The 24,430-nt window shown below is 39.8% G+C and carries 24 protein-coding genes; 14 read left to right on the top strand and 10 right to left on the bottom strand.

Going from position 1 to position 24,430, the window contains the following annotated elements; all coding sequences use genetic code 11:
- Positions 1 to 34: 34 nt before the first annotated feature.
- Together G0029_RS10655 and G0029_RS10650 are read right to left on the bottom strand one after the other, a co-directional pair.
- Positions 35 to 559, bottom strand: a complete 525-nt coding sequence (locus tag G0029_RS10655) for a hypothetical protein (protein WP_180107969.1) — start codon at positions 557 to 559, stop codon at positions 35 to 37.
- Between the two features lie 282 nt (positions 560 to 841).
- Positions 842 to 1,468: an alpha/beta hydrolase gene (locus tag G0029_RS10650; RefSeq protein WP_180107970.1), complete on the bottom strand. Its 627-nt coding sequence runs from the start codon at positions 1,466 to 1,468 to the stop codon at positions 842 to 844.
- Positions 1,469 to 1,593: 125 nt separating this feature from the next.
- On the opposite strand from G0029_RS10650, the gene yaaA reads away from it, so the two are divergent.
- The 4 genes from yaaA to G0029_RS10630 all read left to right on the top strand — a co-directional run bounded on the left by yaaA (position 1,594) and on the right by G0029_RS10630 (position 6,155).
- Complete coding sequence (gene yaaA, locus G0029_RS10645; protein WP_180107971.1) at positions 1,594 to 2,376, top strand: peroxide stress protein YaaA; 783 nt, start codon at positions 1,594 to 1,596, stop codon at positions 2,374 to 2,376.
- A gap of 957 nt (positions 2,377 to 3,333) precedes the next feature.
- Positions 3,334 to 4,656: an NCS2 family permease gene (locus G0029_RS10640; protein WP_111885323.1), complete on the top strand. Its 1,323-nt coding sequence runs from the start codon at positions 3,334 to 3,336 to the stop codon at positions 4,654 to 4,656.
- A 66-nt stretch (positions 4,657 to 4,722) separates the two neighbouring features.
- Positions 4,723 to 5,724, top strand: coding sequence for an adenosine deaminase (locus G0029_RS10635; RefSeq protein WP_180109814.1), 1,002 nt, complete (start codon positions 4,723 to 4,725; stop codon positions 5,722 to 5,724).
- Between the two features lie 56 nt (positions 5,725 to 5,780).
- Positions 5,781 to 6,155 carry a hypothetical protein gene (locus tag G0029_RS10630; protein ID WP_111885321.1) on the top strand — a complete coding sequence of 125 codons (375 nt, stop codon included), beginning with the start codon at positions 5,781 to 5,783 and terminating at the stop codon, positions 6,153 to 6,155.
- A 52-nt stretch (positions 6,156 to 6,207) separates the two neighbouring features.
- Here the strand turns inward: G0029_RS10630 and G0029_RS10625 are convergent, their stop codons facing one another.
- Positions 6,208 to 6,765 carry a cytochrome b gene (locus G0029_RS10625; RefSeq protein WP_180109815.1) on the bottom strand — a complete coding sequence of 186 codons (558 nt, stop codon included), beginning with the start codon at positions 6,763 to 6,765 and terminating at the stop codon, positions 6,208 to 6,210.
- A 212-nt stretch (positions 6,766 to 6,977) separates the two neighbouring features.
- Between G0029_RS10625 and G0029_RS10620 the strand changes: the two genes are divergently transcribed.
- Complete coding sequence (locus G0029_RS10620) at positions 6,978 to 7,364, top strand: hypothetical protein (RefSeq protein WP_168379346.1); 387 nt, start codon at positions 6,978 to 6,980, stop codon at positions 7,362 to 7,364.
- A gap of 93 nt (positions 7,365 to 7,457) precedes the next feature.
- The gene (gene rnhB, locus G0029_RS10615; protein ID WP_168379347.1) at positions 7,458 to 8,027 is read left to right on the top strand and encodes a ribonuclease HII; all 570 of its coding nucleotides are present in this window, start codon (positions 7,458 to 7,460) and stop codon (positions 8,025 to 8,027) included.
- A 92-nt stretch (positions 8,028 to 8,119) separates the two neighbouring features.
- Here the strand turns inward: rnhB and csrA are convergent, their stop codons facing one another.
- From csrA to alaS, 3 genes are all read right to left on the bottom strand, one after another.
- Entirely contained in the window at positions 8,120 to 8,374 is a 255-nt protein-coding gene (gene csrA / locus G0029_RS10610; protein ID WP_078189080.1) for a carbon storage regulator CsrA, read from the bottom strand.
- Between the two features lie 248 nt (positions 8,375 to 8,622).
- Positions 8,623 to 9,903 carry an aspartate kinase gene (locus G0029_RS10605; RefSeq protein WP_078194395.1) on the bottom strand — a complete coding sequence of 427 codons (1,281 nt, stop codon included), beginning with the start codon at positions 9,901 to 9,903 and terminating at the stop codon, positions 8,623 to 8,625.
- Positions 9,904 to 10,249: 346 nt separating this feature from the next.
- A complete protein-coding gene (gene alaS, locus G0029_RS10600; RefSeq protein WP_180107973.1) occupies positions 10,250 to 12,943 on the bottom strand; it encodes an alanine--tRNA ligase in 2,694 nt (897 codons plus the stop codon).
- 574 nt (positions 12,944 to 13,517) lie between these two features.
- On the opposite strand from alaS, the gene G0029_RS10595 reads away from it, so the two are divergent.
- Positions 13,518 to 14,546, top strand: a complete 1,029-nt coding sequence (locus G0029_RS10595) for a type I glyceraldehyde-3-phosphate dehydrogenase (protein WP_180107974.1) — start codon at positions 13,518 to 13,520, stop codon at positions 14,544 to 14,546.
- 198 nt (positions 14,547 to 14,744) lie between these two features.
- Positions 14,745 to 15,047: a hypothetical protein gene (locus G0029_RS10590; protein WP_180004122.1), complete on the top strand. Its 303-nt coding sequence runs from the start codon at positions 14,745 to 14,747 to the stop codon at positions 15,045 to 15,047.
- 162 nt (positions 15,048 to 15,209) lie between these two features.
- On the opposite strand, the gene G0029_RS10585 is transcribed toward G0029_RS10590, so the two are convergent.
- A complete protein-coding gene (locus tag G0029_RS10585) occupies positions 15,210 to 15,509 on the bottom strand; it encodes an AzlD family protein (RefSeq protein WP_180107975.1) in 300 nt (99 codons plus the stop codon).
- Positions 15,506 to 16,252, bottom strand: coding sequence for an AzlC family ABC transporter permease (locus G0029_RS10580; protein WP_180107976.1), 747 nt, complete (start codon positions 16,250 to 16,252; stop codon positions 15,506 to 15,508). The genes G0029_RS10585 and G0029_RS10580 overlap by 4 nt, the downstream gene beginning before the upstream one ends.
- Before the next feature lie 142 nt (positions 16,253 to 16,394).
- Between G0029_RS10580 and G0029_RS10575 the strand changes: the two genes are divergently transcribed.
- The 6 genes from G0029_RS10575 to G0029_RS10550 all read left to right on the top strand — a co-directional run bounded on the left by G0029_RS10575 (position 16,395) and on the right by G0029_RS10550 (position 22,343).
- Entirely contained in the window at positions 16,395 to 16,850 is a 456-nt protein-coding gene (locus G0029_RS10575; protein ID WP_180020870.1) for an Lrp/AsnC family transcriptional regulator, read from the top strand.
- A 322-nt stretch (positions 16,851 to 17,172) separates the two neighbouring features.
- On the top strand, positions 17,173 to 18,339 hold the full coding sequence (locus tag G0029_RS10570) for an ATP phosphoribosyltransferase regulatory subunit (RefSeq protein WP_180109816.1): 1,167 nt from the start codon (positions 17,173 to 17,175) through the stop codon (positions 18,337 to 18,339).
- A 66-nt stretch (positions 18,340 to 18,405) separates the two neighbouring features.
- The gene (locus tag G0029_RS10565; RefSeq protein ID WP_180107978.1) at positions 18,406 to 19,725 is read left to right on the top strand and encodes an adenylosuccinate synthase; all 1,320 of its coding nucleotides are present in this window, start codon (positions 18,406 to 18,408) and stop codon (positions 19,723 to 19,725) included.
- 516 nt (positions 19,726 to 20,241) lie between these two features.
- Positions 20,242 to 21,045: a M48 family metallopeptidase gene (locus G0029_RS10560; protein WP_180107979.1), complete on the top strand. Its 804-nt coding sequence runs from the start codon at positions 20,242 to 20,244 to the stop codon at positions 21,043 to 21,045.
- Between the two features lie 97 nt (positions 21,046 to 21,142).
- The gene (locus G0029_RS10555) at positions 21,143 to 21,451 is read left to right on the top strand and encodes a hypothetical protein (RefSeq protein WP_078194385.1); all 309 of its coding nucleotides are present in this window, start codon (positions 21,143 to 21,145) and stop codon (positions 21,449 to 21,451) included.
- Positions 21,452 to 21,563: 112 nt separating this feature from the next.
- Positions 21,564 to 22,343, top strand: coding sequence for a M48 family metallopeptidase (locus G0029_RS10550; protein ID WP_078194384.1), 780 nt, complete (start codon positions 21,564 to 21,566; stop codon positions 22,341 to 22,343).
- A gap of 155 nt (positions 22,344 to 22,498) precedes the next feature.
- Here G0029_RS10550 and G0029_RS10545 read toward each other — a convergent pair whose 3' ends face one another.
- Both G0029_RS10545 and G0029_RS10540 read right to left on the bottom strand, forming a co-directional pair.
- Entirely contained in the window at positions 22,499 to 22,981 is a 483-nt protein-coding gene (locus G0029_RS10545; RefSeq protein WP_078194383.1) for an FKBP-type peptidyl-prolyl cis-trans isomerase, read from the bottom strand.
- Between the two features lie 136 nt (positions 22,982 to 23,117).
- Positions 23,118 to 24,419 carry an NAD(P)/FAD-dependent oxidoreductase gene (locus G0029_RS10540; RefSeq protein WP_180107980.1) on the bottom strand — a complete coding sequence of 434 codons (1,302 nt, stop codon included), beginning with the start codon at positions 24,417 to 24,419 and terminating at the stop codon, positions 23,118 to 23,120.
- Positions 24,420 to 24,430 lie beyond the last annotated feature (11 nt).

The following is a 24,430-nucleotide window of genomic DNA, read 5'->3' as shown; positions in this document are numbered from 1 at the left end:
TTTTTTATTTTTTAACGGAATGTATCGAACAACGTTATAGACATTCAATATTGATAGGATTAATAGTTCGATTGCTCTTTTTCACATAGTCACACATTTTTTCTGACTCTTGTTCATTGAGTCCCCAAAACACGATCACACCACGTTGATCAGTCAATTTGCTATCGCTTAAATAAATATAATGGGTGTCATGATAGTTTTTATCGAGCATATCTTTATATTTTTGATCGGTAAAAGATGAACAAGACGAAATATCTGCTTCTTTACATACCGAGTCACTCGAACAGCGTTGCTTAAAGGTTGAAATCATATTCATGGTGTCAGTGGTGTTGAGTTGGGCTTCACACACTTGGCTGTTGGGAAAGTCATAGACCATCTTTAAGCTAAAATCACGACCATCGACATTCATCTTGTATGATGCAGTCAAATAGGCTTTGGGACCATCGTTCACAGCAACCGTAGACGCTGGCAAATTTGTCGTTGTGGATGGGGTTGAATTAAAATAATAAACCAAAGCTGCAATGCTTAGACTTAAAATCACAGCAACAATAAATTTCATTTTTCCCTCTAAATTTTATCTTAATTTTTCTGGGTATTATTTCTGTAGTTGATTATTTAAACAAGTAAATAATTGGTTTTTAGATAAAAAATTGAGGCGTAATCAAAATTAAACGAGCATAGGCTTAAGTCATTACATGTTGAACGAATTGTGATCACTAATGCAAAAAAATGGATAACTCGACAAGCGAGTAGTTCAGTTTATCTGGAATATTGGGGGGATAGAGCGTTCGCTAGGCAAGAAAAATGAGCCAGTTAAGCTGACTCATTTTTTTTGTATTTTTTATACTAAAAAGCGTGAGATCGCGATACGAAGCTGTTTGAGATAACCTGTAAAGAAGTGGTTTGCACCTGGTAAAACCGTGATTAAATGGCGCTGTGGTTTGGCCCACTGAATCAAGTCAGATAACAGTGTGACATTATCTTCTTCACCATGAATAAATAAAATATCACCCTTAATATGCGGTGTCACATAGTGACGTACACCTGCAACTGTTGTGGTTGGTAAGCCGCATAAAATAGTCTGTACAGGCTGTAACTCCACTGGCAATAGGGCATAGCATTTAGTCATGACATTTGCACCGAAACTAAAACCGCCTGCATAAAATGGCAGTTTCGGATGTTGGTTGCGAGCAAATTCAATGACTTGCATAGTATCTTTGGTTTCACCATTGCCTTCGTCATGTATTCCTGCACTTTGGCCAGAGCCGCGGAAACTTGGGCGATAGACAACATAGCCACGTTCTAAGAACATTTGCGCTAAAAGCACAGGTACTTTGTGCTGTGGTGTGCCACCTTGCAATGGGTGAGGGTGTGTAACTACCGCGAATCCTTTCACTTCACCCTGTGGATAATCAACAAAAATTTCAAGCTGACCAACAGGCCCTTGAATGAACAGTTGTTCTGACATAATGACTAAAATGTGAAAGCGGGAGAGTCGCATAGTTTACAGATTATGTTTATCAAAAACACAGATTGGATTTGAAAATACTCTACTGTTATAGTTTGTTTAATTAAAAATTAATCAGGATGTTTATGCTCGCTTTAATTTCTCCAGCAAAAACTTTAGATTACGAAACCGCTTTACCGACTGAAAAATTCACTCAACCACGGCTATTAGATCATTCTGAAGATTTAATCTCAGTCGCACGTAAATTGTCGGTAAGTGAAATTTCAAGCTTGATGAGTGTCAGTGAGAAAATTGCGACTTTAAATGTTGAGCGCTTCCGAGATTGGCAGCCTGATTTTGATTTTGCCAATGCACGCCAAGCAATCTTTGCCTTTAAAGGTGATGTATATACCGGTTTAGATGCTTATAAACTTACAAACTCAGACCTTGAATATGCACAAACCCATTTGCGTATGCTCTCGGGTCTCTATGGTTTATTGCGTCCGCTTGATTTAATGATGCCATATCGTTTAGAGATGGGGACCAAGCTGCAAAATCCACGTGGACATAACCTATACGAGTTTTGGGACAATACCATCACCAATCTCATCAATGACGATTTGGAAAAAGCCGGCTCTGAACTTTTGGTCAACATTGCTTCAGATGAATACTATAAGTCGGTCAAAGAATCAAAAATCAAAGCCGAAATCATCAAGCCTGTTTTTCTCGATCAAAAGAACGGCAAATATAAAGTCATCAGCTTCTATGCCAAAAAAGCACGTGGCCTAATGGCGCGTTATTTGTTGGAAAATAAAATTGAACGTATTGAAGATATCAAGTCGTTCAATACCGATGGTTATTATTTCGATGCCGACAGTAGCTTAAAGGGCGAATTGGTCTTTAAGCGAGATGAGCAACAAGCTGCTTAAGTTCAAGATTGAAAATTTTGAATCTGTAAAAAATATGAATAGCCGCTGTTTTTAAGTCAGCGGCTTTTTTATCTTCTTCACTCGGGATGTAACGGTGGGCCTGTGAAATTGATCGTGCTTTAAATTTCGTATATGAAATGATTTACAATGTGAGGCTTTTTGAGGAAAAGGATTTAAAAAAACATTCAGCGATTATCTTGTCTATCAGTCTAAAATATATTACAAAGTTAACATTGATCGAACAAATAGCTTATTAAATAACTTAATAAGATATAAAATTGTGAAATACATCACTTTTTTGTTTAAGTTTTTTGTTATTATAGCCAAATATTTAAACATGAATAAAATTTTGTTATGAAAAAAATACTGATACCAATTTTTATATTCAGCATTGTGTTCTTAGGGTTTAGTGTTTATAAAAATGCAGAGTTAAAGCGACAGCAAGAAATTAATCAGGTGTTCAATGATGATTTGAACGCATCACCTTATATGCGCTAAAAAAAATCAATCTTGCTGCTTTTGAATTGAGCTCAAGCATGATCTTGAAGAGTTCGTCTAAATATTGATATTTTATTTTTACATATAATAATTTCAAACTTTATAAATAAAACAATGTCTTAAATTTACTAAATTGAAAAGCGATGAAAATGTGGAAACATTAAAAAATCAATGTGTTATAATTTGCCGAAATTAATTTGATCAGTATTTATTGATATTAAATACGAATTAAATGACATAAATAGAGGAGCTGCATAGGTTTATGCAGCTTTTTTGTTTGCAAATTTCAACATTTGTACTGTGTTGTATGCTGTTGAAAATAGGATTTTTTAAAGCCTACAATCTGCCGAATTGGCATATTCGTTGCTTAGGCATACACAAAATTAATGATGAATACATCACATGATTAATTTTGTGGAATGCTTATATGCATAAAGTTTACTTCATAGGGGCTAGGTCATGACGACTCCTAATCCATCTTCCGAGAACATGCTTGAACGTCTGTTTAAACTGAGCGAAAACAAAACCAGTTTCAAAACAGAAGTCATTGCAGGTGTAACTACTTTTTTGACAATGTGTTACATCATTATTGTCAATCCAATGATTTTGTCCGAAACGGGTATGGATCATGGTGCTGTTTTTGTCGCAACCTGTTTAGCAGCAGCCATTGGCTGTTTGGTGATGGGTCTTGTTGCTAACTATCCAATTGCCTTAGCACCCGGTATGGGCTTAAACGCTTACTTTACCTATTCTGTATGTTTGGGTATGGGCGTGGAATGGCAAACTGCTTTAGCAGCTGTTTTTGTCTCTGGCCTTGTTTTTATCGCTATCAGCATGTTCAAAATCCGTGAAGCGATTGTCAATGCGATTCCAATGTCGCTTAAACTGGCGATCGGTGGCGGTATTGGTTTATTCCTTGCGCTGGTTTCTTTGAAAAATGCCGGCATTATTGTTGATAACCCTGCAACACTGGTTAGTCTGGGTGATTTAAAACAGCCGTCTGTCTTGTTAGCTTTACTTGGCTTCTTGATGGTTGTGGTTATGCATCACTTCAAAGTACGTGGTGCAATCATCATCAGTATTTTGGTGATTACTGCAATTTCAACCCTGCTGGGCTTCAACGAATTTAAAGGTGTTGTGGGTGCTATTCCTTCAATCGCTCCAACATTCATGCAAATGAACTTCGAAGGTCTATTCACCGCAAGTTTGATTGGCGTGATCTTTGTATTCTTCTTGGTCGATTTATTTGATTCTACAGGTACATTGGTCGGTGTATCACACCGTGCAGGTTTATTAAAAGACGGTAAATTACCACGTTTGAAGAAAGCATTATTTGCTGACTCATCTGCAATTGTTGCGGGTGCGGCATTGGGTACGTCATCAACTACGCCTTATATTGAATCATCAGCAGGTGTTGCTGCCGGTGGTCGTACAGGTTTAACTGCAGTTGTAGTTGCTGTATTGTTTATTTTGGCATTGTTCTTAGCACCACTTGCTCAGTCAGTACCAGGTTTTGCAACTGCGCCAGCATTGTTGTTTGTTGGTGTGTTGATGATTCAAGGTATCGTTCATATTGAGTGGGATGATATTACTGAAGCAGTCCCTGCATTCTTAACAATTGTATTTATGCCGTTTACCTATTCAATTGCAGACGGTATTGCAATGGGCTTCATCAGCTATGCATTAGTTAAATTGCTCACAGGTAAAGCGAAAACTGTACCGTATATGGTCTGGATTATTGCTGCACTTTGGGCATTAAAATTTGCTGCATTTGGCGGTTAATACTGTCAAATAGCGAAAGGGTGTAAACTCAGTTTGCACCCTTTTTTATTTTTATGAGGATAAAAGATGGATCAACTTGAGCTGATTCGCGCTTTGCCAAAAGCAGAGTTACATGTGCATATTGAAGGGACATTTGAGCCTGAACTCATGTTTGCAATTGCCCAACGCAACAATATTGCAATCCCTTATCAATCAGTCGAAGAATTAAAAGAAGCGTATAATTTTCATAATTTACAGTCTTTTTTAGATATTTATTATGCAGGTGCAAATGTACTGATTCATGAGCAAGATTTTTATGATTTAGCATGGGCATATTTAGAAAAATGTGCAGAAGATCATGTGGTTCATACTGAAATGTTCTTCGACCCACAAACTCATACAGATCGTGGGATTGCTTTTGAAACTGTCTTGAATGGCTTACAACACGCTTGTGATGATGCCAAAGTAAAACTGGGCATTAGCTCACATCTGATTATGTGTTTCTTACGTCATTTATCTGAAGACGCAGCATTTGCAACATTAGAACAAGCTTTACCATATAAAGATCAAATTATTGGTGTCGGTTTAGATTCGAGTGAAGTGGGTCATCCACCATCAAAATTCGAACGTGTTTTTGCCAAAGCACGTGAAGCAGGTTTTCTTATTGTTGCGCATGCAGGGGAAGAAGGTCCAGCAGAATACGTATGGGAAGCCTTGGATCTACTGAAAGTAAATCGTGTTGACCATGGTGTACGTTCAGAAGAAGATCCTGTCTTAATGCAGCGTTTAATTGCAGAGAAAATGCCATTAACAGTTTGCCCGCTGAGTAATTTAAAACTTTGTGTGGTGAATGATATGGTTGATCATAATATTCGCCGACTATTGCAACAAGGTGTGCATGTGACCGTCAATTCAGATGATCCATCTTATTTTGGTGGCTATATGAATGATAACTTTATTGCGATCACCAAAGCACTTGATTTAAGCAATGCAGAGTTAAAGCAACTGGCAATTAACTCTTTTGAAGCATCATTTATTTCAGATGCGGAAAAACAAACTTGGATTAAAAAGATTGAAGCGTTGAATTAATAATCAGCGTATAATCTCAGGCAGTGAATATTCACTGCCTTTTTTATGTTTAAATCATGCTTTTCTCTCATTCAAATCGCTCTATATTTGCCTCATCGATTACATTTTTAGCCGCAGTATTGATTTCATCCGCTGCTAGTGCAGATAAATCAAGTTTAAGTCAGCGTATGCTAAAGCCTGTGATTGAATATCAATGCTCGCAAGAGTTAAATAGTTCTAAAATTTGGAAAGGTGCTGCGTTGTTTATGAGTGCTCAACAGAAAAAAGACAATCAAGCTGCGATTTGTCAGTGCGTGAGTGAGCATGCTATGGATGATATCGGTGCAAAAGATCTGATGACTGCTGCAGTGAATGAAACTGAAAAGAATAAACTGATATCTAAAGCGGTTTTGAATAGTATGCGCGGCTGTGCTCAGCAAGTGCTGAATTAAAAGATGATGCTCAAAATAAAAGCCACATGATGTGGCTTTTATTTTGTCTTTATTAGGGTTTTGGTTGTCGTGTCATGCTTTTGAGCACATGGTCTTTATCAATAAAATGATGTTTCAGTGCTGCCAAAATATGACCGACTAAGAGCAAGCCTGCTGCCCAAGAAATCCAAATATGTAGCGGTTTCACGATGGCAAGTAATTCAGGATTATCTTGGACCAAGCGTGGAATTTCAAACAAATACAAGACAGGGGCCGGGTGACCTGCACTCCAACTGAATAAGCAACCTGTAATCGGTAAAGCCAGTAGTACAAAATAAAGTGCTAAATGACCCAAATGTGCCAAAGTTTTCATGCCGGAGGACATGTTGTCAGGTAAATCTGGAGCGGGGTGGATATAGCGCCAAAAGATTCGTATCACCACCAAAAAAATAATCGTAGTCGCAATATTTTTATGGAGGGTAATGACTTGTCCTTTAAAGCTACCATCGACGTCATAACTCAGAAAATTGCCACTATAAAAGCCAATTAACCATGCCACGATGAATATGATCGCCATCAGCCAATGTAAGACCTGAGCTGTTCGAGTGTAGTATTGTGTGTTATTGCTCATGTTGATTATTTAAGCGTTCAATCTTATGCAGATTCTAATACAGACCACAAAAATATGCGTCGTTTAAAATCGGGACACTGTGTTGTGAATATGCAACACAGGCTTTGATGATTAACTACACAATTACCGAATTTATTTTAAATAGTCATATCGGATGGTGTGTGATTTGGGGCACAATATGCGCGTTAATTAACAGAACAAAGGAAATATTCGTGAAAAAATTAGTTGCTGTTCTAGCGCCATTAGCGCTTGTTCTTTCTGCATGTGCTGCGACTGGTACAACAGGTACAAGTTCTACAGGTACAACTTCAGCAAACAGCTTGGCAATGATGGCGGTTAAAGTGGGTGTTCAAGCGAAATGCGTGACTGAGCTTAATAACAACAGCTACTGGAAAACAGGTTCAAAATTATTAACAGAAACTCAAAAATCTGAACTACAAACTGAAGTGTGTTCATGTGTAGGCGAGAAAGCGACAACTAGCGTGACTGCAACGGATTTGGTTGTAGCAGCAATGGATAAAACTTCACAAGCAAATCTTGCGGCTAAAATCGTGACAAATACTTTAAATGCTTGCGTGATTGAAACATTTAAAAACTAAGATTTAGAACATTTTATACGACCCTGACAATGGTTTTGCTGAGTATCAGTAAATCCAAATTAAGGGTCGTATTTTATTTTGAGTGAGAGATATATGAAAATTGCTGGTGCAGATGAAGCGGGTCGCGGTCCATTGGTGGGTTCGGTTGTTGCGGCAGCTGTCATTTTAGATCCAAATAACCCGATTGAAGGTTTAAACGATTCTAAAAAACTCACTGAAAAAAAACGTGAAAAGTTATTTATTGAGATTCAAGAAAAAGCCTTGGCTTGGGCGATTGCTGAAAGTTCTGCACAAGAAATTGATGAGATCAATATTTTGCAAGCATCATTACTTGCAATGCGTCGTGCAGTGGAAAAACTCAATGTACAGCCAGAACACGTGTTGGTCGATGGTAATAAAGTCCCAACCGGTTTAGCAATGAGCTGTGATGCAATCGTGGGCGGTGATGCGATTCATCCTGAAATTTCGGCTGCGAGTATTTTGGCAAAAGTGACTCGAGACCACGAAATGGTTGAGCTAGATGCAAAATATCCACAGTATGGTTTTGCAAAACACAAGGGCTATCCAACCAAAGCACACTTTGAAGCAATTGCGCAGTATGGGGTGATTGATGAACATCGCCGCAGTTTTGGTCCCGTACGTAAAGTTCTAGAAGGGCAGTAATAAAGCTTAGTTGAACGTCTATAGTAAAAGCATGTTCTAGATAAATTTAAAGCGGCCTAATGAGCCGCTTTATGATTTAAACAACTTAAATCTTAGCGATTATAGTTATTTTGGGAATAATCAGTTTCTTCAAAAGATGGCTGATATTCTTGATCAATGTTTTGGAGATGTTCGTGCATTGCGCGTTCATGTTGAATTCGTTGGTAAATTTCTTCACGATGAACAGATACTTCTTTTGGAGCATTCACGCCAATACGAACCTGATTACCTTTAACACCAAGTACAGTCACGCTAACTTGGTCTCCAATCATTAATGTTTCTCCGACACGACGAGTCAGAATCAGCATGTTTCTCTCCTTGCAAAATGCAAAACCTGCAAATGATCTGTTATGTAAAATTCATAACTTGTAAAAGCAAAAAATTTAGCAGTGCATCTGAAACAATCATTGTGACAGTCGCAAACTGAGTAAATTTTAAAATCCTCAGGTTTAATATAACAGAGCCACTATAAAAAAAACTATAGTGGCTCTGAATTTTTACGATGTTTTTCAAAATCTGTCTAACAATGACAAATTTTGACACACAGCAAGGTTAATTAAGCACGTGCGCTTGATTCACCTGTTTCACGGTCTAGACCGAATGCAGTGTGTAGAGCACGTACAGCAAGCTCTAAGTATTTCTCATCAATAATCACTGAAATTTTGATTTCAGAAGTCGAAATCATCAAAATATTAATGCCTTCTTTTGCAAGAGCAGTAAACATTTTGCTTGCAACACCTGCGTGTGAGCGCATACCAACACCAACAATCGATACTTTTACGATGTCTGCGCGAGTTGCAACTTCACGTGCACCAATTTCTTGTGCAGTCGCTTCAAGAATGGCTTTCGCTTTTGATAATTCACTACGGTTAACTGTAAATGTGAAATCAGTTGTGCCGTCTTCTTCAACGTTTTGGATAATCATATCCACTTCAACATTGGCATCACCAATTGGTGAAAGGATGTTTGAAGCGATACCTGGTTTATCCGGTACACCAAGAATAGTTAATTTAGCTTCATCACGGTTGAACGCGATACCTGAGATGATTGGTTGTTCCATGTTGTCTTCCGCTTCAGTGGTGATTAGTGTCCCGACGTTTTGTTTAAAGTTTTCGTCGAATGCGCCATCATCGTCATTATCAAAACTTGATAATACGCGTAAAGGCACTTGGTATTTACCGGCAAATTCTACAGAGCGAATTTGAAGGACTTTAGAACCAAGTGATGCCATTTCAAGCATTTCTTCAAAAGAAATACGATCAACTTTTTTCGCTTTTGGAGCGACACGAGGGTCAGTGGTGTAAACACCATCAACGTCTGTGTAAATCTGACATTCATCAGCTTTAAGTGCAGCTGCCAATGCAACACCCGAAGTGTCAGAACCACCACGACCTAGAGTCGTAGTGTTACCTTCGGCATCAAAGCCTTGGAAACCTGCCACTACAATGACACGTCCAGCGTCAAGGTTTGAAGTCAATACATCCGTATCAATCGCTTCAATACGCGCCTTGGTAAATGCGCTGTCGGTTTTAATACCGACTTGACGGCCTGTAAGTGATTTAGCTTCAACACCAATAGAGTTAAGTGCCATTGCTAACATAGAAATCGTTACCTGTTCACCCGTAGACACCATTTGGTCTAATTCGCGTGGATCAGGGGTTTCGGTAATGGCTTTCGCTAAAGCAAGTAGACGATTGGTTTCGCCACTCATTGCAGATACAACAACCACAACTTTGTGACCGTGATCATGCCAACGCTTTACACGACGAGCAACATTTAAAATGCGCTCTGGAGTACCCATTGAGGTACCGCCATATTTTTGAACGATTAATGCCATAACTATCCTTACCAAGTAAATAAGTCTAAAGACTTAAAGCACTTACACATATTTTAAGACCGCACTTCGGCGCGATTTTAATATACCACGTAGCTTATGAACTCCAAGGTAGGAGGAGTTCAAATAGATACTTTGTGTCTGCAGGGGATTCACATGAACCCAGCCTTTTAGACTCCATTTTCATCATTTAGCCAGAGGTTGAATATTGGTTTCAACATGATGATTGAGTTTGCGCTTTCACGCATCAACAGTGTTTAAGCAGGATCCAGCATTAAAAAACACACTGCTTAAACCTGTTGATTTGCTCAAAGGAGGTGAGTCACTTTGAGCTATAGGACTTTTGGTCTTATTTTGCAGCTAACCATGCAACGAGGTCAGTCATTACCGCTTCAAGTTTGTCGCTATAAGGCGCACCACCTTGAGCCATATCAGGTTTACCACCACCTTTACCGCCAAGTTCTTGACCAAGGTGTTTGATGATGTCACCTGCTTTTACAGCAGCAGTGTATTCTTTAGCAACCGAAGCAATGAGGCTCACTTTGTCGGCATCAACCGCTGCGATCACGATCACAGCATTGTCTAACTTAGATTTCACACCGTCGTGCAAGTTGCGAAGTGATTTCGCATCTACACCTTGAACCGTGGTGATTAATGTTTTACGGCCAGCAATCTCTTGAACTTGACTCAATAACTCAGCGGCTTGGAAGCTTGCCAATTTTTGGTTCAATTGTTCAATTTGTTTTTGCAAGCTAGATGCTGTGTGAGACAAAGCTTCAACTTTTTCTAAAGTTTGATCTTTTTGCGCTTTCAGCAAGTCGTTAATTGCATGAATGTCACGATCTGCTTTTTGCGCAGCTTCAACTGCCTTAGTACCCGTAACGGCTTCAATACGACGTACGCCTGCAGCAACACCGCCTTCAGATGTAATCTTGAATAGGCCGATGTCACCTGTGCGTTTTACGTGAATACCACCACAAAGTTCGATAGAGAAGTTTTTCTCATCTTTGGTTGTACCCATTGAAAGTACACGTACTTCGTCACCGTATTTCTCACCGAACAACATCATTGCGCCTTTTTCTTTGGCCGCCTCGATGTCTAAAAGTTCAGTTGAAACAGCAGTATTGGCAATCACTTCGGCATTGACAATGCGTTCAATTTCTTGAAGCTGTTCAAATGAAACAGGTTGGTCATTAGCAAAGTCAAAACGTAAAAGTTCGCTTGCAACCAATGAACCTTTTTGCTGTACGTGCGTACCTAAAACTTGGCGAAGTGCTGCATGTAATAGGTGAGTTGCAGAGTGGTTGCGTGAAGTTGCTTCACGGATATCCGCTTTAACAATAGCCTCAACTGCTTGAGCTGCTTTTAAGTTACCCATGGTCACGATGCCTTGGTGTACAAAAGCGCCGCCTGATTTTTTGGTGTCTTGAACTTCAAAAATACCAGTTTCGTTTTTGAAGATACCTGTATCGCCAACTTGACCGCCACTTTCTGCATAGAAAGGAGTTTGGTTTAGAACGATTAGTGCTTCGTCACCTTCAAAAACTTCATCAACTTGTTCGCCGTCTTTGTAGATTGCAACAATTTGACCTTGGCCTTGAGTTGCGTCATAGCCGTCAAATTGAGTCTCGCCTTCAACTTTGACAATTGAGTTGTAGTCGACAGCAAATTTACCAGCATCACGCGCACGTTGACGTTGAGCCGCCATTTCGACTTCGAAACCAGCTTCGTCAATGGTTAAATCACGTTCACGTGCAATGTCTGCTGTTAAGTCAGTCGGGAAGCCGTAAGTATCGTAAAGTTTAAATACAGTTTCGCCTGGAATCACTGAACCTTTAAGTTGAGCCAATTCGCCTTCAAGCAATTTCAAACCTTGCTCTAAAGTTTTTGCGAATTGTTCTTCTTCTTTCAAAAGCTGTGCTTCGATACGTGCTTGCTGTGCAGCAAGCTCAGGATAAGCAGCGCCCATCACGTCGATCAGCGGCTGCAACATTTTGTAGAAGAATGAACCTGTTGCACCCAATTTGTTACCATGACGTACTGCACGACGGATAATACGGCGAAGTACATAGCCGCGGCCTTCATTAGAAGGGTTAACACCGTCTGCAATCAAGAAGCAGCAAGAACGTGCATGGTCAGCCACAACTTTAAGTGAAGCAGGGTATTCAACTGGTTTGTTTTCTGCTTGAGCTTTTGCTTCAAGTTCAGTGGTATCTAAACCAATGATTTCAGCAGCAGCTTTAAGTAGGTTTTGGAATAGATCGATTTCGTAGTTTGAGTTTACATGCTGTAAAACTGCAGAAATACGCTCAAGGCCCATACCTGTATCTACAGAAGGTGCAGGAAGGGCATGCAGCACACCATCAGCAGTACGGTTGAACTGCATGAATACGTTGTTCCAAATTTCGATGAAACGATCGCCATCTTCTTCAGGAGTGCCCGGTAAGCCGCCCCAAATGTGGTCACCATGGTCAAAGAAGATTTCAGAACATGGACCGCAAGGACCTGTATCGCCCATTGCCCAGAAGTTATCTGAAGCGTATTTTTCGCCTTTGTTGTCACCGATACGGATAATGCGTGAAGCGTCTAGACCAATTTCTTTGTTCCAGATATCAAATGCTTCGTCATCTGTATGGTAAACAGTGGCATATAGTTTATCTTTTGGCAGACCTAACCATTTTTCGTTGGTTAAGAAATCCCAAGCAAATGTGATGGCATCACGTTTGAAGTAGTCACCAAATGAGAAGTTACCCAACATTTCAAAGAACGTGTGGTGACGTGCTGTATAACCAACGTTGTCTAGGTCGTTGTGTTTACCGCCGGCACGGACACATTTTTGTGAAGATGTAGCACGAACGTAGTCACGTTTTTCAAGACCGAGGAAGCAGTCTTTAAACTGGTTCATACCAGCATTTGTGAACAATAGTGTTGGGTCGTTGGCAGGTACCAGAGAACTCGACGCGACACGTGTATGCCCTTGCGATTCAAAGTAGCTTAAAAAAGCTTCGCGAATTTCAGCTGATGTCATAAAACGAGTACTCACAACCAAGTCTCTCCTAATTTCGATTTGGTAATAGCCTATCAAGCAAGTCTTACAAAATTTTAAAGCTAGCTTGAGATGCTGACATAAAATTTAAAAACGCTAAATTATAACGGAAAAAGGTGTAGTGACCAATGATTTTCGGCTATCTCTATGACTTTTTATATGTTTTAAATTTGGCACCTATATTTTTAGATTTTTAAACCTTTGGAACGCTGAAAGTATTCATTGATTAATCTAGTGAGCGTACTGTTGCGGCGTTTTATTTATATGTCTTGAAAAGTTTTAAAAGTTCAAATTCAACATGTTGATGAATGGTCTACATGAAGGTGTTTTGCATTTATATTTTTCAGTTCATTGGGAAAATTGCATGTTTGCATCCATTTTATTAAGAGTGATTGAACTTGATCTTGGTGCTGTACATTTCTAGTGAAGCTAATATTTGGATCTATACAGGTGCTAAAGTTTTATAAAAATAAAGCCCAATAAGCATTAAACGAATAAATGATAACGTTTTCATGTTGAAATCCATTAACATATAGATGCTTTATTTTTGTTTCAAAACGAAGGATTGGTCATGCAGCGAGTGGCAATTAATGGATTTGGTCGAATCGGACGCAATGTATTACGCGCTTGGTTTGAAAATCCAAAAGAATTTCATTATGAAATTGTTGCCATAAATGATGTCGCTGATGTGGAAACCATGGTGCATTTGTTTAAATATGACACCACGCATGGTCGTTTTGCAGGCCAAGTCGAAATTCTTGAGCAAGATGGCGCTATTTTTCTAGATATCTCTTGTGCTCAAGCGCATCTCAAAGTGCAAGTTTTAAATGAAGCACAGCCGAGTCTTTTGCCTTGGCAGCAACTGAATGTCGATGTGGTACTCGAATGCACAGGTTTATTTAGATCGCGAGAGGCAGCCACACAACATATTGGTGCAGGTGCCAAACGTGTGATAATTGGTGCGGCGCCGTTTGACAGTGTTGATGCTGCGATTGTCTATGGTGTTAATCATCGTGAAGTAAAAGCGACGGATCAAATTATTTCGAGTGTGTCTTGTACCACGCAGGCTTTGGTACCTTTAGTCAAAATTATTGATGATGCCTTTGGTATAGACACCGCACTTATGACAGAAATTCATGCTGTGACTGCGGATCAATCTGTATTGGATCATGCACATCGTGACTTACGTCGTGCCCGAGCTTCGGGTCAAAATATTATTCCAACGACGTCTTCAGCTCTAGGGGCATTGAAACGGGTCATGCCGAAAATGGAAGATCGAATCGATGGCTATTCGATTCGTGTACCGACGATCAATGTCGCTGCAATCGATTTAAGTTTTGTGTCCCAATCGCTTATCACCAAGCATGCGTTAAATGCAGTGTTAAGCAAAGCTGCACGTTTTGATTATCATGAAATTATGTCAGTAACCGATGAACCTTTGGTCTCAAGTGATTTTAATCATTCACCTTATTCATTGATTGTCGATTTGAATCAAACCATGGTGGTAGGAAAACAAGCAAAAGTTTTCGCATGGTATGACAATGAATGGGGTTATGCGAACCGCTTGCTCGATTTATGTGAAAGTTTTCATTCCCTATAAAAATTCAAACATATCCAATGTAAAAACATCTACTAGCCTGTAGGTGTTTTTTATTTTCTAAAATTAGATGAAAAATCATGCTTAATGACCTACATATTGCTCAAAAATATTGAAAAACTTTAAAAAATATTCAAGCACAGCCAATTTATTGTTTAAGATGAAAGTCAAAGAAATATATAAAGAGTATTGAGCATGATGTTGATGTTACTTTGGGGATTTATTTTATTATTGGCGCTGGCGGTTATATTTTTAATTTGGCTACAGTTTAATCGTGACGTATCGCAATCTACCGCGCATGAAACCTTGCCACTTGAAGAAAAAGTGGTGCATCTAGAAGCCAACCTGAAAAAGACCTTGGAAATTATGCAAGACCTTGCAAAGAAAATGCATATCCAGCAAGAAGTTCTAGATCAGACCGCTCATAAATTACAACAAGTTGAATTGCAAAATGCAGAGTTGGTGAACCTTTTGGCAAAAGTGGTCAAGACTGATCAAAGTTAATCGAAAAATACAAAAGACTGCCCACACCTCGATATCTGCATGAAGCATGTGATCTCAAGGTATGGGTATTTTTTATCCAATAAGATGATTCCTAATATTCATCATCATTGGGTTTAAATCGTAGTTCTTTCGTTATTCAAAACATGATCGCGTATTACTTAGTTAAATCAAAATTTGTCTTAATACTGCTGCTGAAAGCATGCTAATCACAACGGTAGGCAATAACGAAAAACGTGATGCTGCAAATAGGGTAATGGCTATCGCAATCAGATCGGCAGGATTATTTTTGACAAAATAGGGCGCAATCACTGATATCAACACACAGCCGGGGACAACTTCCATAATTTGACGTTGTTTGTTGGTGAGGCTACGGTTTTTCAGTAACATATAACCCAAGATGCGGGTCAGGTAAGTGGTTAAGGCTATAAATAGAATCGCGATCAGGGTGCTAGTGTGGATCATGCATCATCTCCAATTAGGAAAAATGCAGAAGCAATGCCAGTAACTGTGCCAATCGGAACATACCAGCCCGCAGGGAGATACAAGTAAGCCAAAGATGCGGCAATCAAACTGACCAGCCATGGACGCGCCGCTTTAAAGCCTTTCCACATGCCACGCAGTAAAACAAGAAATACAGCAGGGAAGGCCATATCAAAACCAAGTCGACTAATATCGCCAAGTATCGGCCCGATCATTGCCCCTAGCGTGGTAAAGCCAACCCACATCAAATATAGAGCACAGCATAAGCCTGCATAGAACATCAAACTAAAGGCGCGCTGAATTCCCAAAACATTAGATTTTTTTTGCGCATCAGCCAAACCCACAGCCCAACTTTCATCGCACATAAAAAATAAAGCGGTATAAACCTTACGATTCGGTAGATGTCGTAAATACGGGACAAGGCTCGCCCCCATTAATAGGTGCCGACTATTCACTAAAAACGTAATAAACATCAGCATGAGAATATTAGGGGGATTGGTCCAAACTTCCAAAATGGCAAATTCAGAACCACCGGCAAAGTTAAGGCCAGTCAAAAGCGGAACTTCTAAACTAGAAAAGCCTTTATGTGTTGCCTGAGCACCCAAAACTAATGCAAAAGGAATAATGCCCAGCAGCATTGGAATAGATGTTTTTAGACCGCGTTTAAACTCAATAGAATGCTGTGAGTGGGTGTGATTGAGTGTACTTTGTCTAAACATCAACATGACGTTTTCCATGAAGCGAGATCGAAAGCAATATTTTATGGATATCTGAGCAGCATTTTGCAGCTATTTTATGGAAGATTGCTTTTATTGTGCAATAAAATTGCTAAAATAAAGATTATTGTGAAATTTAGTGCCTTTATTGATGGATCAGATAGATAAACGCATTTTGCAAGCATTACAGCAAAATGGAAAACTACAAAATAATGAATTGGCTCAACTAGTTGGTTTATCACCTTCGCCGTGTTTGAGACGGGTTAGGCAACTAGAAGATGAAGGCTATATTGAGAAATATGTGGCTTTACTGAATCAGTCAAAAATGAATTTAAGTTTAACGGTATTTGCGCGGATTTGGCTAAAAGGTCAAGATGCAAAAACCGTGAATGATTTTGTCGCAGCGATTCAAACGATGCCTGAGGTGGTTGAATGTCAACTCATGGCAGGGGATTGTGACTTTTTCTTACGTATCGTCGTGGCAGATTTAGAAGCCTATCGAAAGTTTCAGATTCATCATTTAACGCAGATTGCCAGTGTGCAAAATGTAAAAACAGAGATACCGTTACAGGCCGTTAAACAAACTACAGCGCTTCCATTGGATTGATGTTCGTGTCTTAAATTAAGTTATTGAGCCTGATCATATTTTATAACTTTGTTTAAAACTTCATCTATAGAAAGTAGGATGCTTATTATTTTTTATCAAATGGTTAAAAAAATAACGTTCACAGAATTTTAAAATATAAGCATAAACATGGATTTAGTTGTAAGAGTTAAAGCTGTAGATGAAGTAATGAATGCTGAAGCATCTTTTATGAAAAAGTCGTGTGCAAGCGTAAAACTATCGTGCTAAACTAGGAGAAATCGGGTGTGCTCCCGATTTTTTTATGCGGATTTGTTCCGCGCTGACAAGAATTTAGGTTTACAACATGCCCATTTCAGAGACATGGTTATTACCTGATGGTGTAGCTGATGTACTGCCAGAACAGGCGCAAGTGATTGAATCTTTGCGTCGTGAAGCATTAGATTTCCTCGCATCTCGAGGTTATCAGTTGGTGTACACGCCATTCATTGAATACATCGAATCTCTATCTTCTCTTTCAGAATCGAATCAAGATTTAGACTTAGCCACTTTTAAAGTGATCGATCAACTTTCAGGTCGTTTGCTTGGTGTGCGTGCCGATATGACACCACAAGTGGCTCGTATTGATGCGCATGTACATCCTGTCGAAGGTGTAGCTCGTTATTGCTACGCTGGTACAGTACTACATACTAAGCCACAGGGTTTTAATACCACACGTGCACCTTTACAGTTAGGTGCAGAATTATTTGGTTCAGACAGCATTGATGCTGACGTTGAATTGATTGATGTCATGATCAACTTGCTTGCTAAAGCAGGTCATGCAGATGGTATCCATCTTGATTTAGGGCATGTCGGTTTATTCCGCAGCATGGTGAAACAAGCTGGCTTGAGCAAAGCGGTTGAACATCAGTTATCTGACTTGTATCAACGTAAAGCTTTACCTGAACTTGCTGAATTCACACAAAGCATTCCAAATGGTGCTGACTTCTATACTTTAGGTCGTTTTGCAAGTGACTTAGATGCATTGCAAGCCAATTTAACGGCTGATGTATTGGCAAATGAAGCATTTAAACTGGCTTTTGATGCAGTGAAATCGACTCAAGCGGCAATCCAAGCACGTTGGCCAGACTTACACATTGGTATTGATGTGGTTGAACTTCGTTCATATCACTATCACACTGGTTTAATGTATGCCGTATATGTACCAAACCGCGCTGCACCATTGGCTCAAGGTGGCCGTTATGACGGTATTGGTGAACACTTCGGCCGTGCGCGTCCAGCAACAGGTTTCTCTTGTGACTTATATGCATTAACTGCTGGTCAAGTTCAGAAAAGCCAAGTTTTGGTTGCACCAAAAGGCATCGAAGCAGATTTATTAAAGGCAATTGAGGCAGCACGTACCGAAGGATTCAGTGTTGTTCAATTGTTAGGTAATGATGATTTAAGCTCAGCACCTTATGCAACGCACCAGTTGATGAATGCAAATGGCGAGTGGACAATCAAACAAATTTAATCGCGAACGTGCCTGCGGGCACACACGTTTTTTCCAATTTTAACAGCATGATGCAATGAGGCTATTATGGGCAAGAATGTTGTGGTACTTGGTACCCAATGGGGCGACGAAGGTAAAGGTAAGATCGTCGACCTGCTCACAGATCAAGCGGCTGCGGTAGTTCGCTATCAAGGCGGACACAACGCAGGTCATACACTTGTGGTTGGTGGTAAGAAAACTGTTTTACACCTCATTCCATCTGGTATTTTACGTGACAACGTATTGTGCTTAATTGGTAATGGTGTTGTTTTATCACCTGAAGCTTTAATCCACGAAATGGAAGTTTTAGAAAAAGAAGGCGTGCCTGTACGTGAACGTCTACGTATTTCTCCAAACTGTCCGTTGATCCTTCCACACCATATCGCCCTTGACCAAGCACGTGAGAAAAAACGTGGCAATGCGAAAATTGGTACAACAGGTCGTGGTATCGGTCCTGCATACGAAGACAAAGTGGCTCGTCGTGCAATCCGTGTTGCTGACTTGGTTCGTGGTGGTGCTCATCTTAAAGCTCAACTAGAAGAGCTTCTTGAATACCATAACTTCCAATTGACTCAATTCTTCGGTGTTGAAGCCATTAAAGTTGAAGATGTAATCGCTCTATGTGACGAATGGCGTAAAGTCATCGAACCTATGGTGATGGACGTGACTGGCGAACTTCATGCTTACCGTAAAGCAGGTAAGAAAATCATGTTTGAAGGCGCGCAAGGTTCACTTCTTGACGTTGATCACGGTACATACCCGTATGTTACTTCTTCAAACACAACTGCTGGTGGCGTAAGCTCTGGTTCAGGTCTTGGGCCATTGCACCTTGACTATGTATTGGGTATCACTAAAGCTTACACAACTCGTGTAGGTGCTGGTCCGTTCCCAACTGAACTTGTTTATGATGCTGCTAACGATGTTGGTGATGCGATCGGTAAACACTTGGGTACTGTCGGTTCTGAGTTTGGTGCGTCTACTGGCCGTCAACGTCGTTGTGGTTGGTTCGATGCTGAAATTCTACGTCGCTCAGTAGAAGTAAACTCACTTTCTGGTATTTGCTTAACTAAACTAGACGTTCTAGATGGTTTAGAAGAAGTGAAAATTTGTGTAGGTTACGAAGCAGCTGATTCTGGTTGTGTAGGTTCTTCTGATGCGCTTGCATTTGAAACTTTAAAACCAATCTATGAAACTATGCCAGGTTGGTCTGAGTCTACTTTCGGTGCGAAATCACTAGATCAATTGCCACAAAATGCAATTAACTACGTGAAACGTTTAGAGCAATTGATTGAATGTCCAATCGACATCATTTCAACTGGTCCAGACCGTGATGAAACAATCGTATTACGTCATCCATTCGACGCATAATGTGCTGTTGAATTAAGATGTCAAAAGCCTCGCGAAAGCGGGGCTTTTTTATAGAGCGAAGCATAAAAATTCAAAAAACGACAGGTATTATTAGCTAATAATACGCAGTAACATCCGAAGTGCCATTTGATTCAAAGAAAAGAACGATACGTGGTAAGGTCATCCGCAAGTGTTTGAGACAGGACAACTTTTAATCAAAAAATGTTTTTGCAATACTGTGAATAATTTGACACTAGTGAACGAGTTTTGCGGATGACAATGGTTTTGGGTACTTTTGCCAAAACAAAAGTACCTCCAGTTGAAGGATAATCCCTTTATTTAAACCCTAGATGTAAGACTCCGTCGAATATACTTAAAAGTATTAAAAAAATGTGAAAGTATTTTTATGGGCGTAACATCAGTTATTAAATTTAAATCATGGAAAAATAAAGATTTTGAAAAATTAAGCATAAAAATATTGAGTCAGTCAATTTTTTGTATATATTTGACACTCTTTATAAATAACTAGAGATCATGATGAATTATAAAAAAACTTTGGCATACTTTGCCGTAGCAGCTTCTTTTTCAGGTTGTACCACGATTGCTGATCTTGCAGGCGCTGATTCTGCATCTTTGAACTTACAGGCAACACAGTCTTATAACGCAATGTTAAAAGATGCACAAACCAAACAAGTGCTCGATACCAAATCTGCTACTTATCAAAAAGTAAACCGTGTTTTCTGGAAAATGAAACCATTTGCAGATCAGATGAATCAAACGGGTCAAGCTTTTGAGTGGAAAGTTGCCGTGATCAAGTCTAAAGAAATCAATGCCTATGTCGCACCCGGTGGCAAAGTTGTTTTCTATACAGGAATCGTCGAAACCCTCAAACTCACGGATGATGAAGTCGCAGCAATCATGGGTCACGAAATGGTTCATGCTTTAGAAGAACATGCAAAAAATAAAATTGGCGCTTCAGCACTGACCAATCTTGCAGTGAGTATAGGTTCACAATACGTAGGTAATGCAGCAGGTGGCTATGGTGCAACCTTGCTTGACTTGGGGAGTCAATTTGGTGTGGGCTTGCCGTATTCACGTAATTTGGAAAGTCGCGCGGATAAAGGTGGCCTAGTGATGATGGCAAAGGCTGGATACAATCCAGAAGCGGCGATTTCATTGTGGAAAAAAATGAATGCGAATGATAACAGTGGCAACGACGCACTGAGCAAATTTATGTCTACACACCCAAGCAATAATGACCGTATTGCTGCTATGCAAAAAATGATGCCGGAAGCGCAGCAATATTATAAAAATGCGACACCATCGAGTGTACGTCGTTAATATCTGCGGTTTTCAAGACTAAAGTTGCATTTTAGTACGCTATACACTTTGTGGTGAGTTGCTAAAATGCAATTTGAATTAGGAAGAGAAGTGCAGGATGCAAAAGAATATTTCGACCACCATTTTTTATTCTTTATTATTTGCGATGGGGGGAGCACCCACTATTGCTATGATGATCATTCGTGCCCAAACTCAAGATCCACAATTAATTTATCAAGCCCTGATTGGGTTGTCGGTGATTATTGCCTGTATTCTTGTACCCATAGTTTTGATACAAAATGCTGTCCTATTTTTTAAGCGAAAAAATGTGCAGTTAGAAGAAAAAATTAAGCCATTAATGCATGTGTATTTGGGCTTGAATGTGGTTTGTTTAATCTATTGGTTGGTTCTTCAATTTTCAGCTTAAAAAAATTACATAAATACTATTATAAGTCGCTATAACTTCGTTTTAAGCTCCAAACCATAAGAATATAATATCCATAAATTCACTTATATTTTAATGGTCTGGAGTATCCTTAATGAAAAAAATAATTCTAACGAGCCTGTGTATGGCCGGTGTAATGACGATTTCGGGCTGTGCGACAGTGGCAGATATGGCAGGAGCGGATACTGCTACATTGAACGCGCAAGCAACACAAAGTTATAACAAAATGGTGACAGATGCGCGTTCTAAAAATCAGCTCGATACCTCTTCGAGTACATATAAGCGCATTAATACTGTATTCCAAAAACTGCGTCCTTATGCAGACCAAATGAACCAAACGGGTCAAGCGTTCCAATGGCAATTGGCGGTTATGAAATCTGATCAAGTCAATGCTTTTGTCGCTCCAGGCGGTAAAGTTGTATTTTATACAGGTATCGTCAATAAACTGAATTTAACCGATGCAGAAATTGCAGCAGTTATGGGACATGAAATGGTCCATGCTCTTGAAGAGCATGCAAAAAGTAAATTGGGTGCTCAAGCCTTAACGGATCTTGCGCTGAATATTGGTTTAAGTGCCGCAGGCAATAATGTCGGTCAATTGGGCACTGCTGCTGCGCAGTTAGGTAGTCAAATCGGTATAGGGTTACCGTATTCACGTTCTCTGGAAAGCCGTGCTGACCAAGGTGGTTTAATGTTAATGGCACGTGCAGGTTATAACCCACAAGCGGCGATTACACTTTGGGAAAAAATGAACAAGCTTGAAGGTGCGGGAGGTTCATCATTCCTGTCTACGCATCCATCAAACTCACAACGTATTGAAGCGATGCGTAAAAATCTACCTGCAGCGCAGCAGATTTATAACCAACGTCGTTAATTCATAAGAATTAATTATCCGTTTTAAAAAGCAGGCCGTGGCCTGCTTTTTTGTATTTAATAGTTTGAAAAGTTCTTATATGGCATACCTATATCAGGCGCAATAAAAAAGGCAAAGTAAAAACTTTGCCTTTTTGCACTAGAGATCAGAAGATCTTAGTGGTGGTGACCGCCTGCACCGTGTACGTGACCGTGTTCAAGTTCTTCAGCAGAAGCCTCACGGATTTCAACGATTTCAACTTCGAAAGTTAAATCTTGACCAGCAAGTGGAAAGTTCGCATCAACAACAACGTTGTCGCCTTCAACCGCTTTAACTGTCACGATTTGAACGCCGTCATCAGTTTGAGCTTGGAATTGCATACCTGGTTGGATGTTGTCCACGCCTTGGAACATTTGAGCAGGAACTTCTTGAACTAGATCAGGATTGTATTCGCCATAACCTTCAGCAGCAGGTACAGTTACAGTGAATTTTTCACCAACTGTTTTGCCTAAAAGAGCTTTTTCAAGACCTGGAATGATGTTACCAGCGCCGTGCAAATATGCTAGTGGCTCACCTTGAGATTGGTCGAGAGTTTCACCCTCTGCATTAGTCAATGTGTAGTGGAAAGAAACCACAGAGTTATTTGCAATAGCAGTCATGTTATTGATCCATTCAATTTTTTAAGGGTTACATCATAAAGTGAAATTGCACTTTTGTAGACTAAATTTATCAAAAAAATGCAATTTTTAAATGCTTATGATGCTTTTTTCATTAATCGGGGCAAATCTGTAAATTTCAATGCAATTTAATTTTAGGCGCAATTTTTCGTGTAACAAAATCTTTAGCCGTTAATAGTCCTGCATGTGCGTAGCCGTAAATTGTGGCTTGATGCATTCGATACAATGAAACATACATTGATTTGGCAACAAAGCCTTGAACATTGACCTGACCTAAAAGTTCACCAACCGCTTTATGCTTGCTTAATGAGACTAGAGAGCCTTTGTCTGAAAATACGAACATTGGGAGTTGCTGACCACGGATACGTGCTTTTAAGCAATCCACAAGAAAAGACGCTTGTTGGCTGGCCACTTGAGCGCGTGGGCCGAGGACGGGTTCATCTGCGCGCGGTTGGCAATGAGCACAATCACCAAACGCGAAAATGTCAGGGTGTGCTTTGGTTTGTAGTGTTGCATACACACTTAAACGCCCCATGTGGTCTTTTTCAAAGCCTTCAAGTTTAGAAATTACTTCTGGTGTTTTAATGCCTGCCGCCCAAACTTTTAGTTCGGCTTTAATTTTGCTTCCATCATTAAAATAAACATGTTCAGCATCGACTTTTTCCACACGTTTAGAGGTTAAGACCTCAATTTTCATGCGTTGTAATTGCTGCTGTGCATGCTCGGCCATTTTTTCAGGGAGTGCAGGCAGAATCCGATCAGCACCTTCAATCAAATTGATCTGTACGCTTTGAGGATGAATTTGATTTAAACCATATTTATAAAAATTATTTTTTGCTTCAACCAATTCTGCTGAAAGTTCAACACCCGTTGCACCTGCGCCAATAATGGCAATTTTCAACTCACGTGCTGTATTACTATTTTGTGCATCCAAATACAACTGTAAGAGATCTTGTTGGAAGATTTCAGCTTGTTGCAGGCTGTCCAAATAGTGACAATGTTCATACACGCCCGGCGTGTTGAAATCGTTGGAAACTGAGCCTAAAGCAAGAACAAGGGTGTCATAACTCAGTTGCAGTTGTTCTTGAGTAGATTCATATTTACCTTGTTGGACTTTGCTAAGCTGAATGGTTTTTTCAGTAGGATGAACATTCTCAAACTTAGCCAAGACAAACTCATAATGATGCTTCGCAGCATGTGCATAGTAGTTAATTTCTTCTTCACTAACCGACATAGTCCCTGCGGCAATTTCATGTAAAAGGGGTTTCCAGACATGCGTGAGTTTCATATCTACGAGGGTAATGCGTGCTTTCTTTTTTTTCCCGAGTAAATCACCGAGTTGAGTGACCAGTTCTAAACCACCGGCACCACCACCGACAATGACAATATGGTGTAACTTGGAGTCATCAGCGTTATTCATTGAATTCCCTA

The sequence above is a fragment of the Acinetobacter sp. YH12138 genome (assembly GCF_015218525.1).
Taxonomy (GTDB): Bacteria; Pseudomonadota; Gammaproteobacteria; order Pseudomonadales; family Moraxellaceae; genus Acinetobacter; species Acinetobacter amyesii.
Note: the sequence above shows the minus strand (reverse complement) of the source record. Positions and strands in the feature narration are given on the sequence as shown.